At 72.0% G+C, this 12993-nt stretch carries 12 protein-coding genes; 5 read left to right on the forward strand and 7 right to left on the reverse strand.

Going from position 1 to position 12993, the window contains the following annotated elements; translation table 11 throughout:
- Positions 1-31: 31 nt before the first annotated feature.
- From NIE111_RS20460 to NIE111_RS20470, 3 genes are read right to left on the reverse strand one after another with little or no spacing between them, the layout of a single operon-like run.
- A complete protein-coding gene (locus NIE111_RS20460; protein WP_238685898.1) occupies positions 32-1120 on the reverse strand; it encodes an iron-containing redox enzyme family protein in 1089 nt (362 codons plus the stop codon).
- A 49-nt stretch (positions 1121-1169) separates the two neighbouring features.
- Positions 1170-2924, reverse strand: a complete 1755-nt coding sequence (locus NIE111_RS20465) for a thiamine pyrophosphate-binding protein (RefSeq protein WP_238685899.1) — start codon at positions 2922-2924, stop codon at positions 1170-1172.
- Positions 2917-4041 carry a baeRF2 domain-containing protein gene (locus NIE111_RS20470; protein WP_238685900.1) on the reverse strand — a complete coding sequence of 375 codons (1125 nt, stop codon included), beginning with the start codon at positions 4039-4041 and terminating at the stop codon, positions 2917-2919. The genes NIE111_RS20465 and NIE111_RS20470 overlap by 8 nt, the downstream gene beginning before the upstream one ends.
- Positions 4042-4183: 142 nt before the next feature.
- On the opposite strand from NIE111_RS20470, the gene NIE111_RS20475 reads away from it, so the two are divergent.
- Positions 4184-4732, forward strand: a complete 549-nt coding sequence (locus tag NIE111_RS20475) for a hypothetical protein (RefSeq protein WP_238685985.1) — start codon at positions 4184-4186, stop codon at positions 4730-4732.
- Between the two features lie 49 nt (positions 4733-4781).
- On the opposite strand, the gene NIE111_RS20480 is transcribed toward NIE111_RS20475, so the two are convergent.
- On the reverse strand, positions 4782-5120 hold the full coding sequence (locus NIE111_RS20480; protein WP_112602008.1) for a DUF3817 domain-containing protein: 339 nt from the start codon (positions 5118-5120) through the stop codon (positions 4782-4784).
- 153 nt (positions 5121-5273) lie between these two features.
- Here NIE111_RS20480 and NIE111_RS20485 point away from each other — a divergent pair, with 153 nt between their 5' ends.
- A complete protein-coding gene (locus NIE111_RS20485) occupies positions 5274-6752 on the forward strand; it encodes a glutamate-cysteine ligase family protein (protein WP_238685901.1) in 1479 nt (492 codons plus the stop codon).
- A 34-nt stretch (positions 6753-6786) separates the two neighbouring features.
- On the opposite strand, the gene NIE111_RS20490 is transcribed toward NIE111_RS20485, so the two are convergent.
- The gene (locus NIE111_RS20490; RefSeq protein WP_167457772.1) at positions 6787-7173 is read right to left on the reverse strand and encodes a DUF2267 domain-containing protein; all 387 of its coding nucleotides are present in this window, start codon (positions 7171-7173) and stop codon (positions 6787-6789) included.
- A 396-nt stretch (positions 7174-7569) separates the two neighbouring features.
- Between NIE111_RS20490 and NIE111_RS20495 the strand changes: the two genes are divergently transcribed.
- Together NIE111_RS20495 and NIE111_RS20500 are read left to right on the forward strand one after the other, a co-directional pair.
- Complete coding sequence (locus NIE111_RS20495) at positions 7570-8589, forward strand: S66 peptidase family protein (protein WP_238685902.1); 1020 nt, start codon at positions 7570-7572, stop codon at positions 8587-8589.
- Between the two features lie 121 nt (positions 8590-8710).
- Positions 8711-9403, forward strand: coding sequence for a DUF6348 family protein (locus NIE111_RS20500; RefSeq protein ID WP_238685903.1), 693 nt, complete (start codon positions 8711-8713; stop codon positions 9401-9403).
- Positions 9404-9555: 152 nt separating this feature from the next.
- Here the strand turns inward: NIE111_RS20500 and NIE111_RS20505 are convergent, their stop codons facing one another.
- On the reverse strand, positions 9556-10728 hold the full coding sequence (locus NIE111_RS20505) for a zinc-dependent alcohol dehydrogenase (RefSeq protein WP_238685904.1): 1173 nt from the start codon (positions 10726-10728) through the stop codon (positions 9556-9558).
- A 29-nt stretch (positions 10729-10757) separates the two neighbouring features.
- On the reverse strand, positions 10758-11708 hold the full coding sequence (locus NIE111_RS20510; protein ID WP_238685905.1) for an SRPBCC family protein: 951 nt from the start codon (positions 11706-11708) through the stop codon (positions 10758-10760).
- Between the two features lie 244 nt (positions 11709-11952).
- Between NIE111_RS20510 and NIE111_RS20515 the strand changes: the two genes are divergently transcribed.
- Positions 11953-12963, forward strand: a complete 1011-nt coding sequence (locus NIE111_RS20515; protein WP_238685906.1) for a carboxypeptidase-like regulatory domain-containing protein — start codon at positions 11953-11955, stop codon at positions 12961-12963.
- Positions 12964-12993 lie beyond the last annotated feature (30 nt).

A 12993-nucleotide genomic window follows, 5' to 3' on the forward strand; every position in this document is an offset into this window, starting at 1 on the left:
ACGGCTTCCCGGATGCGCCAAGCCCCTCGGCTCAGACGAGCGCGGGCGGGGCCACCTCGGGCGACGCGACAATCGAGACCGTGGGCGGCACGGCCGGCGTTGCGGGTGCGCGCAGCGAACTACGGCCGGCGGCCCAGCTGTTCAGCAGGTGCACGGCGAACAGCCGGTCCACGGCGAGCCCGGCCGCCGCGCCGAAGAGCACATCGGGGGCGAGGGCCGGCTCGACGCGGACCAGGCCACCGCACATGTCGTGCGCGGCGATCTGCTCGTGCACCGCGTCGGCCTCGACGTGCTCGTCGTAGAAGCGGGTGGCCACCTCGTCGAAGCCGAGCCGGCGCAACCCGTTGCCGTAGCGTCGGTTCGGCAGCGAGGAGGTCATCTCGAACGCGGCCAGGTGCCCGAGCAGCGCGCCACGCAACCGTCGGTGCAGCCCGAACAGCGACATCAGGTTGTTGGTCGCCAACGTCACCGCCGGCGCCACGTCGATGTGGGCGCCGTAGGCGGTGTCCAGGCCCAGCCGGTCGAGGGTGCCCCGGAACAGCTCGGCGTGCATCCGGTCCAGCCGCCCGTTGCCGTACTCGTCGGTCTGGATCTCCACGAGCGCGGCCTTGGCCGGACCGCCGAGGCGGGGCAGCGCCCAGCTGTGCGGGTCCGCCTCCCGCAGGTGGTAGACGGAGCGGTGGGTGACGAACTCGCGGAACTGGGTGAGGTCGGCGCGGCGTTGCAGCGTCGCGGCCAGCGACGGCCCGTCGTCGGCCGCGACCAGCTCGGCCAGGCCGGCCGCCACCCCGGCGGCGGGCACCGACGGCGCGCCGACCAGCCGACGCAGCGCCGCCTCGAAGACCCGTTCGCAGCGGGCCCGCAGCGCCAGCAGCGTCGGCTGCCACTCCCACGACTCGTCCACCCCGCGCCAGCCCCGGTAGTGCAGCTCGTAGCAGAGGAACAGCGTCAGCTGCAGGTCCTCGTCGGTGAACGGGTCCGACGGGTAGAGGTCAACGCCGAGATCGACCGGCAGGTCATGCGGCGGGTGCCGCAGAGCCGCCACGACCGCCGCGGAGAGCGGACCCCGGGCCGTCGGCAGGGTCGCGGGACCGTAGCGGCGGTCGGCGGGCTCGGACATAAGACCTCCAGCGTCGTCGGGCCGCTACTGATGCCCTGGTCCAGGGTGGTTAAACGAGGTCGTCGGCGTTCGCGGTGACCTCCACCTGCTCGCGGACCTTCCGGGCCGGAGCGCCCTCGGCGTACAGGCCCCGCAGGTCGGCGAAGGCGGGCTCCGGCGGCGCCAGCGACACCGCAGGGTCGACGACCGCCTCCAGTACGCAGGGACGGTCCGCGGCGAGGGCCTCGTCCCAGGCCGCGCCGACGAGCTCCGGACGGTCCACCCGCACCCCGTGCAGCCCCAGCAGCCGGGCCCACCCGGCGTACGGCACGTCGGGGCGGCGGTGGGTCGGGTCGGACGACGGTTGTCGCCCGCCGCCCATGCCGTTCTGGTCCCGGTTGTTGAGCACCAGCACCACCAGCCGTGGGTCGTGCCACCGCTGCCAGAGGTGCGAGACGGTGATCAGTTCGGCGAGGCCGTTGAGCTGCATCGCCCCGTCACCGACCAGCGCGACCACCGGCTGGTCGGGCGCGGCCAGTTTGGCCGCCACCGCGTACGGCAGCGCGCAGCCCATCGAGCCGAGGGTTCCGCACAGCTGCGCGTTGACCCCCGGCGGCAGGGTGAGGTGCCGGGCGTACCAGTAGAGGACCGAGCCGACGTCGACGGCGACCGCGCCGGTGCCCGGCATCCGGGCGGACAACTCCTGCAGGACGAGCTGCGGGTTGACCGGGTCCGCGGCGGCCGCGGCCCGCTCGGCGGCCACCTCCCGCCAGCGGTCCACCGAACTCTCCACAGTGGCGCGCCACTGCTGTTCGGGCCGCCCGCGCAGTCGGCTCAGCAGCGCCCGCAGCGTCTCGGCGGCATCACCGACCAGCGGCACGTCGGCCGGGTAGCGGGTGCCGATCCGGCGACCGTCGATGTCGATCTGCACCGTGCGCGCCTGCTCGGGCATCGGGAAGTAGTCGGTCCACGGGTCGTTGGTGCCGACCATCAGCAGTGTGTCGCAACCACCCATCAGCTCGGCCGCCGCCGGGGTGCCGACCTCGCCGAGCACCCCGGTGTGGAACGGCAACCGCTCGTCGAGCACCGGCTTGCCGAGCAGCGAGGTGGCCACCCCGGCGCCCAGCCGGTCGGCGATCTCGATGATCTCGGCGGCCGCGTCCCGACCACCCTGGCCCACCAGGATCGCCGTCCGCTGGCCGCCACCGAGCAGCTGCGCGGCGGCGTCCAGGTCCACCTCGTGCGGCAGGACCCGGGCCAGCGGTTCGCCCGGGGTCGCCGTGATCACCCCGGCACCGTACGACTGCAGGTCGGGCACCGGCGCCTCCTGCAACTGCCGGGGCAGCACCACGCACGTCGGGCTGCGGGTCGCCGCCGCCGTCCGGAACGCCTGGTCCAGCAGCGCCCCCACCTCATCGGGGCTGCGGCCGTACCGGACGAACTGGTTGCACACGTCCCCGAAGAGCCGGCTCAGCCCGATTTCCTGGTGCGCGCCGCCGAGCGGTCCGGAGATGTCCTCCCCGACGATGGCCACCACCGGCTTGCTGTCCAGCTTGGCGTCGTAGAGGCCGTTGAGCAGCTGGACGGCGCTGGGCCCCTGGGTGGCGAGGCAGACCCCGATGCCGCCGGTGAACTTGGCGTGCCCGGTGGCCATGAACGAGGCGGTCTCCTCGTGTCGGGCCGGGATGAACGCCGGCTCGCCGCCGGTGCGGTCCAGCGCGTCGACCAATGGAGCGATCGCCTCGCCCGGGTACCCGAAGGCGCGGGGCACCCGCCAGGCCAGCAACCGCTCCACCACGACATCCGCAACCGTTCGGTCAACCATTGCCCCGCCCCGGTGTGCTGGGGTCGACGTAGCGCAGTACCGCGCCGACGCCGTCGGTGAGGTCGGGCGCCTCGTCGGCGCCGAGCACTGTCAGTGCCGCGTCCGTGCCGACGAGCGCCCGGACGAGCGCCGCGTCGGCGCGTACCTTCTGCGGGTCGGCCACCGACATGGCGGCCAGCTGCCCCGGGTCGACGGCGATCTCGGTGGGTTGCGCGCCGATCCACAGCTCACCGTTGGCCGACGGGTCGTCCACGATGAGCATCATGTCGACCTGGTTGCGTTGCAGGGCCGAGACGACGGCGTCAAGCCCGCCGCCCACGTCCTCCTGCACGCCGAACTTGTCCAGCGCGTCGCTGATCCGCTGGTCGGCGATCTCCGCGATGGTCTGCACCGTGAGGTCGTCCAGCATCGTCTGGTCGGCGCCGCCGGCCCGTGACCCGGCATCGGTACGGACCACCAGGTCCTGCCAGCGCTCCGGCATCTGGGCGGCGATCATTCCGGTGGCCCGGACGTCACCGGCGACCACCACCACGTCCGCGCCAACCCGGTCGGCCAGCTGCACTGTCGCCGCGGTGACGTCGCCGGCGTTCTGGTGCCACGCCTCCATGGCCGCCCGCTGGTAGCGCGACTGGGACCAGCCGCCGGGCTTCGCCCGTCGCAGCGGGTACTCGTCCCGGCCGGCGACGTGCGCTCGTCGGGGCACCCCGCCGGCGCTGACCGCCATCGCGTCGGCGCCGAGCCGGTCGGCGACCACACGCACCCAGGCGACCTGCTCGCCGCGCTGGGCGAGCAGCGGCATCACGTGCGGCAACGGGCCGACGTGGGCCAGGTCCCGCAGTGGCGGCGCGGACAGGTACTCGGAGAGCACCACCTGTCCATGGCTTGCGAAGAGCGCCAGGCCGTAGTCCCCGACCATCGGATCATGACCTCGGACCACCCGGTCCAGCGCGGCGATGCTCGCCTCGTCCGCCCCCTGTTCGGCCAGGCTGCGTTCCAGGGCACGCCAGCGTAGATCCAACGCGGGATGGGCGTCCTCCGTGTCCGCGGAGGCGTCCAGATACACCGAGCACCACGGCCCGGGACGGTCGTAGAGCGGGCGCAGGAAGGACAGCTGCATGCTCGACCCCTTTCCAGCTCGGCCCCCCGCTTACCCGGGTCGCCGGGGATGTCACCTCGCGGCCGTGAGCCCGTGACCAGGTTTCATTCACGTCGTTCAACCGAGGACGTCGATACGATCTGTGAACGCAAGCGGACTCTCGGTGGTGGAGATGGACAGCGGACTTGATACCCGACGGATCGTGCACCCGACGGAACGAATCGTCACCGGGCGGCTGATCCGCCTGCTCGACGGCTACACCCGTGAGGTACGAATCGGTCAGCCGGTGCTGGTGGCGGTGCTCGCGGCGGCGGCCTTCGCCCGGCTACCCGCCCTGCTGCTGCGCTCGCTCTTCTCGTTCGGCGGCGGCGGCACCCGCCGTCGCTGGAAGGAGCTGAAGCAGGGTCCGGAGTATCTGGTCACCCCGGTGCGGCTCCGCAACACCGCCGGTCAGCTCTGCGAGGTGGAGCTGCACGGTCACCTGCCGCAGAGCGCCCTGCACCCGGCGGACCAGGTGCAGCTCACCCTGCGCGCGCAACGCGACCCGGAGCTACCGCCCCGGATCGAGCGGATCGTCAACCTCACCACCGGGCAGCTGCTGACGCCACGCACGGCGACGCTCTGGTCGCATCTCGGGCCGCCACTGCTGTTGCAGGCGTTCCTGGGCACGCTGCTGGTGGCCGGCATCGTGGCCTGCTCCGCGCTGACCTGATCGGCCCCGGCGGTTCAGCTCAACGGGGTGCGCCGACGGGTCGGCGAGTTCAGCCGACCGGGGCGGGCTCGCGGGCCGGCTGCCGGTCGACGCCGAGCATGCCCCGGCGGCGGGCCCAGCGCTCGAAGGCCAGTGTGGCGAACGGCGGCACCGCGCTGGCCAGGGCCACCGCGGTGGCCAGCAGGCTCCACCGGTGCAGCCGGGCCACGGCAAGCACCAGCAGGACGTACGCGACGAACAGGCCGCCGTGGATCGGCCCGAAGATCTTGACGCCCAGCTCGTTGTCCGGCGGGCCGTACTTGACCAGCATGCCGACCAGCAGGGCCAGCCAGGAGCAGGCCTCGGCGATCGCCGCCGCGACGAACAGCCGGGTCACCTTCTCGCGCATCCGCACGCCACCACCTCTCGGCCCGCAATGCTATCGGTCCGCTCTGGCTGGGCTAACGGGGCTGCCAGTTGGGTAGGAAAGGGTCCTCGGGTCTTCCCCCGCCCGCCGATCACGTGCGAGGTTAGGGGGACCAGCGGTGACGGGGTGGTGACCATGGGCGAGGACGTCGGCGTACGAACCTTCAGTCGAGAGGATCGAGCCCGCTACCGCGACAAGGTCCGCCGCTGCCTGGATGTCTTCGCCGAGATGCTGCGCGAGTCCCGTTTCGACCTCGACCGGCCGATGACCGGCGTGGAGATCGAGCTGAACCTGGTCGACGAGGCGTCGAATCCGGCGATGCGCAACGCCGACGTGCTGGCGGCCATCGCCGACCCGAGCTTCCAGACCGAGCTGGGCCAGTTCAACGTCGAGATCAACGTGCCGCCGCGCCGGCTGACCGGCACCGGCACCGCCGACTTCGAGGAGTACGTGCGCGCCAGCCTCAACGCCGCCGAGGTGAAGGCCCGTGCGATCGGCGCGCACATGGTCATGATCGGCATCCTGCCGACGTTGCGCCCCGAGCACCTGACCGCCGAGACGCTGTCGGCCAACCCCCGCTACAAGCTGCTCAACGAGCAGATCTTCGCGGCCCGCGGCGAGGACCTGCCGATCGCCATCAGCGGGGTGGAACGTCTGGCGGTCACCGCCGACACGATCACCCCGGAGGCGGCCTGCACCAGCACCCAGTTCCATCTCCAGGTCAGTCCGGCCCAGTTCGCCGACTACTGGAACGCCGCCCAGGCGGTGGCCGGCATCCAGGTCGCGGTCGGCGCGAACTCGCCGCTGTTCTTCGGGCGGGAGTTGTGGCGCGAGACCCGCATTCCGCTGTTCCAGCAGGCCACCGACACCCGGTCGGAGGAGATCAAAGCCCAGGGGGTACGCCCCCGGGTCTGGTTCGGCGAACGTTGGATCACCAGCGTGTTCGACCTGTTCGAGGAGAACGTGCGCTACTTCCCGGCGCTGCTGCCGGTCTGCGATCCGGAGGACCCGGCGCAGGCCCTGGCGGCCGGTGAGGTGCCCAATCTGGCCGAGTTGCGCCTGCACAACGGCACCGTCTACCGGTGGAACCGCCCGGTGTACGACGTGTCACGGGGCCGGCCGCACCTGCGGGTGGAGAATCGGGTGCTGCCCGCCGGCCCGACCGTGTTGGACACCATCGCCAACGGCGCCTTCTACTTCGGGTTGGTGCGTGCCCTCGCCGAGTCGGACCGGCCACTGTGGTCGCAGATGTCGTTCAGCGCCGCCGAGGAGAACTTCACCAGCTGCGCCCGGCACGGCATCGACGCGCAGGTCTTCTGGCCCGGTCTCGGCTACCTGCCCGTCACCGAGTTGGTGTTGCGCCGGTTGCTGCCGATGGCGCATCACGGCCTGGACCGGTGGGGGCTCGACCCGACCGAGCGTGACCGGTTACTCGGCATCATCGAGCAGCGCTGCCTGACTGGCCGCAACGGCGCGACCTGGCAGGTGGAGACGCTGCACCGGTTGGAGTCGGCCGACCACCTGGACCGGCCGGAGGCGCTGCGCGAGGTGGTCCGACACTACGTCGACCTGATGCACAGCAACCGGCCGGTGCACGAGTGGCCGATCCCCTGAGCACACCGGATGGTCGGCCCGGTCGGCGTGGGGCTCAGCCTCGCGGGGTGGGCACACCGAAGAGGTCGATGATGCCGCCGGGAAGCTGGGCGAGCAGGTCGTGTCGCTCGTCGTCGTTCAGCGCCTCGGCGACGGTACGCAACACCGCCTGGGCGTGTTGACGCACCTGGTCCGCGTTCGCGACCTGTTCGCGGTCCCCGACGTGCTTCAGGAACTCGCCGACGTCCCACCGGCGGCCCTGCGCGTTGCGGGTGACGGACCCGTTCAGGCGCTCCGGTAGCTGTGCCGCCAGGTGGTCCGCCTCCTGTCCGGCGAGCCGCTCACCGAGCACCGACAGGACGGCCTGTATGGACCGTACGGCCTCGTTCTCACCGAGGCCCGCGCGCTGTCGTACCGTGGCGATCATCTGCTCGTACTCCATGCCCCGCTCCTTCGGTCTCGTCGGCCAGCCGTCAGGCCTGCCTGCGGACGAACGGGGCGAGTTCCCAGGCTCCCTGGCGACAAACGGGGTCACGGGCGGATTCGGACTTTTCGCCATCGGTGGGCGGGGCCGCACAAACATGCCAGTCACGTCACTCGGGTCGCGAGCTGAGTCAGATCGGGCCAGGTCGGAAGCCCGGCCCGCTGCCGCAGGGGCACGCGTACTCGGTCGGCTGGCGGTGTCCCTTGTGGACCCCCATCGGGATCGGCGATCGTCGTAGGCTGTGGCAGCTCGCACGCATCGTCTGATCACGATGAGGGGACGCCGGTGGCCACTTCTGGAACAGACCCAGCCGCGATCGAGGGGCCCGCGCGGTTGCCCCTGTCCCGTCGACACATGCTGCGGATGGGAGCGGCGGCGGCCGGTGGCGCGGTGCTCGTCGGCTCGGCGGGGGCCACGTCCGCGCAGGCTGCGCCGGCTGGCGCGAAGCGCGTCCTGCGGGCACCGGCGCTGGCAGCCGGCGACCGGGTCCGGGTCGTCTCGCCCGGCAGTACGCCCGACCCCACGAACATGGCCCGCGGCATCGAGATCCTGCGCAGCTGGGGCCTGGAGGTCGAGCTGGGCAAGCACGTCTTCACCAAGTACGGCTATCTGGCCGGCACCGACGCGCAGCGGCTGGCCGACCTGAACGCCGCGCTCACCGACCCGGGCATCCGTGCCGTCTTCGCCGCCCGTGGCGGTTACGGCACCCAGCGGATCGTCGACCGGATCGACGTCTCCGTTCTGCGCCGGGACCCCAGGGTGGTCGTCGGCTTCAGCGACATCACCAGCATCCACGGCAAGCTCTGGCGCGACACCGGCCTGGTGACCTTCTATGGCCCCATGGTCAACTGGAGTGACGACCGCACCGGCCCGGAGTCGGCCGAGGCGCTTCGCAGGGCGGTGATGACCACCGCACCCGTCACGATCTCTCGGGACCCGGCCGAGACAGCCGCTTCCGTGGTGGTGCCGGGGCGGGCATCGGGGCCGCTGCTCGGCGGCTGCCTGACGCTGATCTCCACCTCGCTCGGCGCGGAGGACTCCCCGAAGTTCGACGGCGCGATCCTCTTCTTCGAGGACGTGGACGAGGCTCCGTACAGCATCGACAGCATGCTGACCGAGCTGCGCCGGGTGGGCGTGCTGCACAGGGTCGCCGGTGTGGTCATCGGCCAGATCACCAACAGTGTCGGTGAACCGGGCGAGTGGGACGCGGCTGCGGTGCTCAAGGACCGCCTGTACGACCTTGGCGTGCCGGTCCTGGGCGGGCTACGGCTGGGGCACGGCAACGGGCAGCTCACCGTTCCGCTGGGCTCGCGCGCCACTATCGACGCCACGGCAGGCACCCTGACGGTGGAGCCGGGGGTCCGCCCGCGCTAGGCCTCAGACCAGCGGCGTGGGGTCCCCGGGGGGCGGGTCGTCGCGCAACCGGCTGTGCGGGTAGCCGTCGCGCCGGGTCGGGCTCGGCAACCGGCCGCGGCCGGCCCGGTACTGTGCATCCATGATCGACCAGCGGCCGACCCCACAGCCCCTCCCTGCCGAGCGTGTGCTGGAGCTTGCCGCGCCGATGCTTGCCGAGGTCGGTGGCGAGTGGTTGCTGACCGAAGGGCCGATGCTGCGGTCGGGATCGTTGGGTGTCCGGGTTCTTCCGTCGGACAGCGACGATTACCGCCACCTGGACCTGGAGATCCTGCTGAACGTCGACCGGCCGGACGTGCCAACGGTCGTCGACTGCACGCTTGGCCTCGCGGCTGATCCGGTCGAGGCGGCCCGTCAGGCGATCCAGGCGTGGATTGAGACCTGCCTGGTGACGGTCCTGGAGATGATCGAGCAACAAGGGCGACTGGCGAACCACTTCAGGTCCGGTGACCAGGGCGGCTTCGCCGGCTGGCACGCGATAGTCGGCAGCGCGACCGGGTGGTCCGTTGACGGATCGCAGGCTAAGCAGGAGTGGTTCGCCGAGGCGATGCCGTGGTCCACCCTGGCGCCGGTGATCGCGGCCGGGCTCGACCGCCCGTACCTCAATGGCGTTCGCATGCTCCTCGGCCAGGGCGGTGACTCCACCGAGTGTGAGGTCCGGATCAACGGCCAGCGGCACGAACCGTCCGCCGCGGCGCTCGCCGCCCTGGACTGGCCGCGTACCGACCGTTTCGGCCTGGCACGCGCCTTCGTCCTCCTGGTTGGTCCCGACTAGTGCATTGATCGCAACGGTGGTCGGGCTGGTAGGCCGCCCTCGCGCAGTGCGACCCGGGGTGGTGGTCGGCTCCTGTGGAGCTGAATCGTTTGCGACATCAACTCCACAGGCAGCGCGCGACGCACTCCCCCGCCGGCAGACCTGGCCGCCAGTCACACCTTGAGCAGCACCTTCGTGCAGTCGTCCTGCTTCTTCTGGAAGATCTTGTAGCCCTTGGGCGCGTCGCGTAGCGGCATCCGGTGGCTGACGATGAAGCTCGGGTCGATCTCGCCGCGCTGGATGCGCTCCAGTAGCGGCCGGGTGTAGCGCTGGACGTGGCACTGACCGGTCCGCATGATCAGCGAGCGGTTCATGAACGCGCCCATCGGGAACTTGTCGACGAAGCCGCCGTACGCGCCGACGACCGAGACCACCCCGCCGGAGCGGCAGGCGAGGATCGCCTGCCGCAGCGCGAACGGCCGTTCCGTCTCGACGCGCGCGGCCTGCTTGGCCCTGTCGTACGCGTACATTGCGGTGTTGCCGTGGTGGCCCTCCAGGCCCACCGCGTCGATGCAGGCGTCGGGGCCCCGACCGGCGGTCATCTCGTTGAGGGTGTCCAGCACGTCGGCTTCCTCGTAGTTGATCGTCTCGGCGTCGATGTGCTCCTCGGCCAGCCGCAGCCGGTACGGGAACCGGTCGATGACGATCACCCGCTCCGCGCCGAGCAGCCGGGCGCTGGCCGCGGCGAGCAGCCCGACCGGCCCGGCGCCCCAGACGGCGATCACCTGCCCGGGTTTGATGTCGCACATCTCGGCGCCCATGTAGCCGGTCGGGAAGACGTCGGCCAGCATGACCGCCTGGTCGTCGCTGATCTCGTCGGGCACCTTGACCGGGCCGACGTCGGCGAACGGCACCCGGGCGTACTCGGCCTGGCCACCGGCGTAGCCGCCGAGCAGGTGCGAGTAGCCGAAGATGCCGGCCGGCGAGTGCCCCATGATCTTCTCGGCGATGCCGGCGTTCGGGTTGGAGTTCTCGCAGACCGAGTAGAGGCCGCGCTGGCAGGACGAGCAGTGCCCGCAGGCGATCGGGAAGGGCACCACCACCCGGTCGCCGGGAGCGAGGTTGCGAACCTGCGGGCCCACCTCCACCACCTCGCCCATGAACTCGTGGCCGAGGATGTCGCCCTTGCGCATCGCGGGGATGTAGCCGTGGTAGAGGTGCAGGTCGGAGCCGCAGATCGCTGTGGTGCTGATCCGGACGATCGCGTCCCGGGCGTTCATGATCTTCGGGTCGGGTACGTCGATGACCTTGACGCTGTCGGCGCCCATCCAGGCGGTGGCCTTCATTCTCGGTCCCTTTCGGAGAGCTCGGACGGTCAGCGACGGGACGCCGGCAGCGGCTGGGCGGGTCGCTGCATGGCCTGTTGGCGTACGGAGATGCCGTTGGGGCTGCCCTCGGAGCGAACGACCTCGCCGGTCTCCAACACCTGCTTGAACCGGCGCAGGTCGTCACGGACCTGCTGCTCGGGTTCCTCACCGAAGAGCTTCGCCACCGCTCGGCCGAACGCGCCGGCCGGCGGCGCGTAGCGCAGCTCCACCCGCACCTCGGTCCCCCGGTCGCCGGGCGCGGGCACGAACCGGACCCGGCCGGCGTTGGGCACCCGGGTCCCCGGCAGCGATCGCCAGGTGATCGACTTGTTCGGCTGGTCGTCGATGATTTCGGCGTCCCACTCGACGCGGCGTCCGGCCGGACCACGGGCGATCCAGTGCGAGCGGCGCAGGTCGTCGGCGCGGACGGACTCCAGGTGCGCCATGAACCGGGGCAGGTTCTCCATGTCCCGCCAGAACCGGTACGCCTCGGCGGGCGAGCGGTTCACCGTCACCGCGATCTGCATCCTGATCACCCGGGCGCGGGCCCGTCGAGCGCGCCCGACGCGTACGGCGGCGAGCACGTCGACGGCGGTGATGCCGGCGATGGCGAGGGTGGTCAGCGCGACCCGGCTGCGCCGTTCACCGCCGCGGTCAGCGAGGGCCCGCCCGAGCAGTGTGAGGTCCATGGCGTCGCCGGCCACCCGGCTCCAAACCCAGCCGGCCGGGCGACGGCCGCTGAGCAGGCCGGCGGCGCTGCCCAGCTCGCGCAGGCCGATGGCCGGAAGCACGGAGCGCGCGGCCGGGGAGTCGTCCACCCCCGCCATCCGGGCGATGGGTCCGGGCGCGACCAGCGCGCCCACTCCCAGGGCCAGGCTCAGCAGGCCGAGCGCGCTCGGCAGCGTCGCCGGCACCGGCCCGTCCAGCTCCGGCAGGAGCACAGTGTCGACACGACTCATGTCCGGTCCCTTCCGGTGGGCGTCGCCGCCCGGTTCGTCGACGGGGGCGGCCGTGGTCCCCGCCCCCGTGACGCTATGTCGTACCGGTGCCAGATGCGCCGGGTTCGGGGCAGAACATCCGTTGCGGCCGGTGTGGGCGGGAACGCGGTGCCGTGACGGTCGGCATCGCGACATTGACCGATTTGGATCACATGAACACCGTTACCGTCGGCCCAACCCGCCGCGCCGCCGGAAGGACACCCCCATGAGCCGGGCTCTCCTGCGCTATCTCACCGCCACCGTCGCCGTCGCACTGCTCGTCGTGGAGGCCGCCGCGCCGGCCGCCGCGCGTACCCCCGGGTCGACCGCGCCCGGCGGCGTCCGCACCGTGGTGCGCGACGCGGCCACCGGCGCGCCGGTCCCCCGGGCCTGCGCCGCGCTCGTCCCGGTGGACGCCGCTGCGTTGTCGGCGGTCGGCATCGGTGAGGACCAACTCGGACGGTACGGGGGTTGCGCCGACGAGCAGGGCGTCCTGGTGACCGGGGACGTCGCCCCGGGGAGGTACCGGCTGCTGGTGAGCCCCTACGACAGGGCGGCGTACGGCATGCAGTGGGTCGGCCGGCACGGCGGCACCGGTGAACGCGAGCGGGCACAGGTGGTTCAGGTGCGGCCGGGCGTGGTGACCAGCGCGCCGACCATCCGGCTCGACCCGCCGGGCACCGTCGTCGGAGTGGTGACCAACGCGGCGACGGGCGCGCCGATCCCCCGTGCGCTGGTCATGGTGGTGCCCTACGTGCCACACCCGAAGTACGACGACCACGGCCCGACCACCGACGAGGACGGCCGTTACACGATCACCGGCCTCGGCCCGTACCACTGGCCGGTGCAGTTCGTCGCCGCCGGGCTGGCCACTGTGTGGTCCGGTGGGGTGGGCGCTCGACAGCAGGCGCGGCCGGTGCGGGTCCGCGCCCAGCAGACGGCGACGCTGAATCAGGCGCTGCCCGCCGGGACACCGCTCACCGGGGCGGTACGGGTCGACGAGCTGCTCACCTACGGCCAGGTGATCGCGTTCGACGCGGCCACCGGGGACCTGGCCGGCGTGGCGGACGTGGGTGACGGTTACGCCCTGCGCCTGCTCCCCGGGCAGCGGGTGAAGCTGCGCTGCGACTGCGCGTACGCCCCGTCGGTCTGGCACCACGACGCCGCCGGCTTCGACGCCGCGACTGCCGTGCGGGTCCGCCGGGCGCCGGTCGTGGTGGACTTCAACCTCGACTGACCGGATTCTGGCCGGTCACCGGAACCTTCT

The sequence above is a fragment of the Micromonospora hortensis genome, assembly GCF_022230935.1.
GTDB lineage: Bacteria > Actinomycetota > Actinomycetes > Mycobacteriales > Micromonosporaceae > Micromonospora > Micromonospora hortensis.

Coding starts and splice junctions, on each gene's coding strand:
- NIE111_RS20460 (WP_238685898.1), bottom strand. CDS start 1,120: ATGTCCGAGCCCGCCGACCGCCGCTACGGTCCCGCGACCCTGCCGACG.
- NIE111_RS20465 (WP_238685899.1), bottom strand. CDS start 2,924: ATGGTTGACCGAACGGTTGCGGATGTCGTGGTGGAGCGGTTGCTGGCC.
- NIE111_RS20470 (WP_238685900.1), bottom strand. CDS start 4,041: ATGCAGCTGTCCTTCCTGCGCCCGCTCTACGACCGTCCCGGGCCGTGG.
- NIE111_RS20480 (WP_112602008.1), bottom strand. CDS start 5,120: ATGCGCGAGAAGGTGACCCGGCTGTTCGTCGCGGCGGCGATCGCCGAG.
- NIE111_RS20485 (WP_238685901.1), top strand. CDS start 5,274: ATGGGCGAGGACGTCGGCGTACGAACCTTCAGTCGAGAGGATCGAGCC.
- NIE111_RS20490 (WP_167457772.1), bottom strand. CDS start 7,173: ATGGAGTACGAGCAGATGATCGCCACGGTACGACAGCGCGCGGGCCTC.
- NIE111_RS20495 (WP_238685902.1), top strand. CDS start 7,570: ATGCTGCGGATGGGAGCGGCGGCGGCCGGTGGCGCGGTGCTCGTCGGC.
- NIE111_RS20500 (WP_238685903.1), top strand. CDS start 8,711: ATGATCGACCAGCGGCCGACCCCACAGCCCCTCCCTGCCGAGCGTGTG.
- NIE111_RS20505 (WP_238685904.1), bottom strand. CDS start 10,728: ATGAAGGCCACCGCCTGGATGGGCGCCGACAGCGTCAAGGTCATCGAC.
- NIE111_RS20510 (WP_238685905.1), bottom strand. CDS start 11,708: ATGAGTCGTGTCGACACTGTGCTCCTGCCGGAGCTGGACGGGCCGGTG.
- NIE111_RS20515 (WP_238685906.1), top strand. CDS start 11,953: ATGAGCCGGGCTCTCCTGCGCTATCTCACCGCCACCGTCGCCGTCGCA.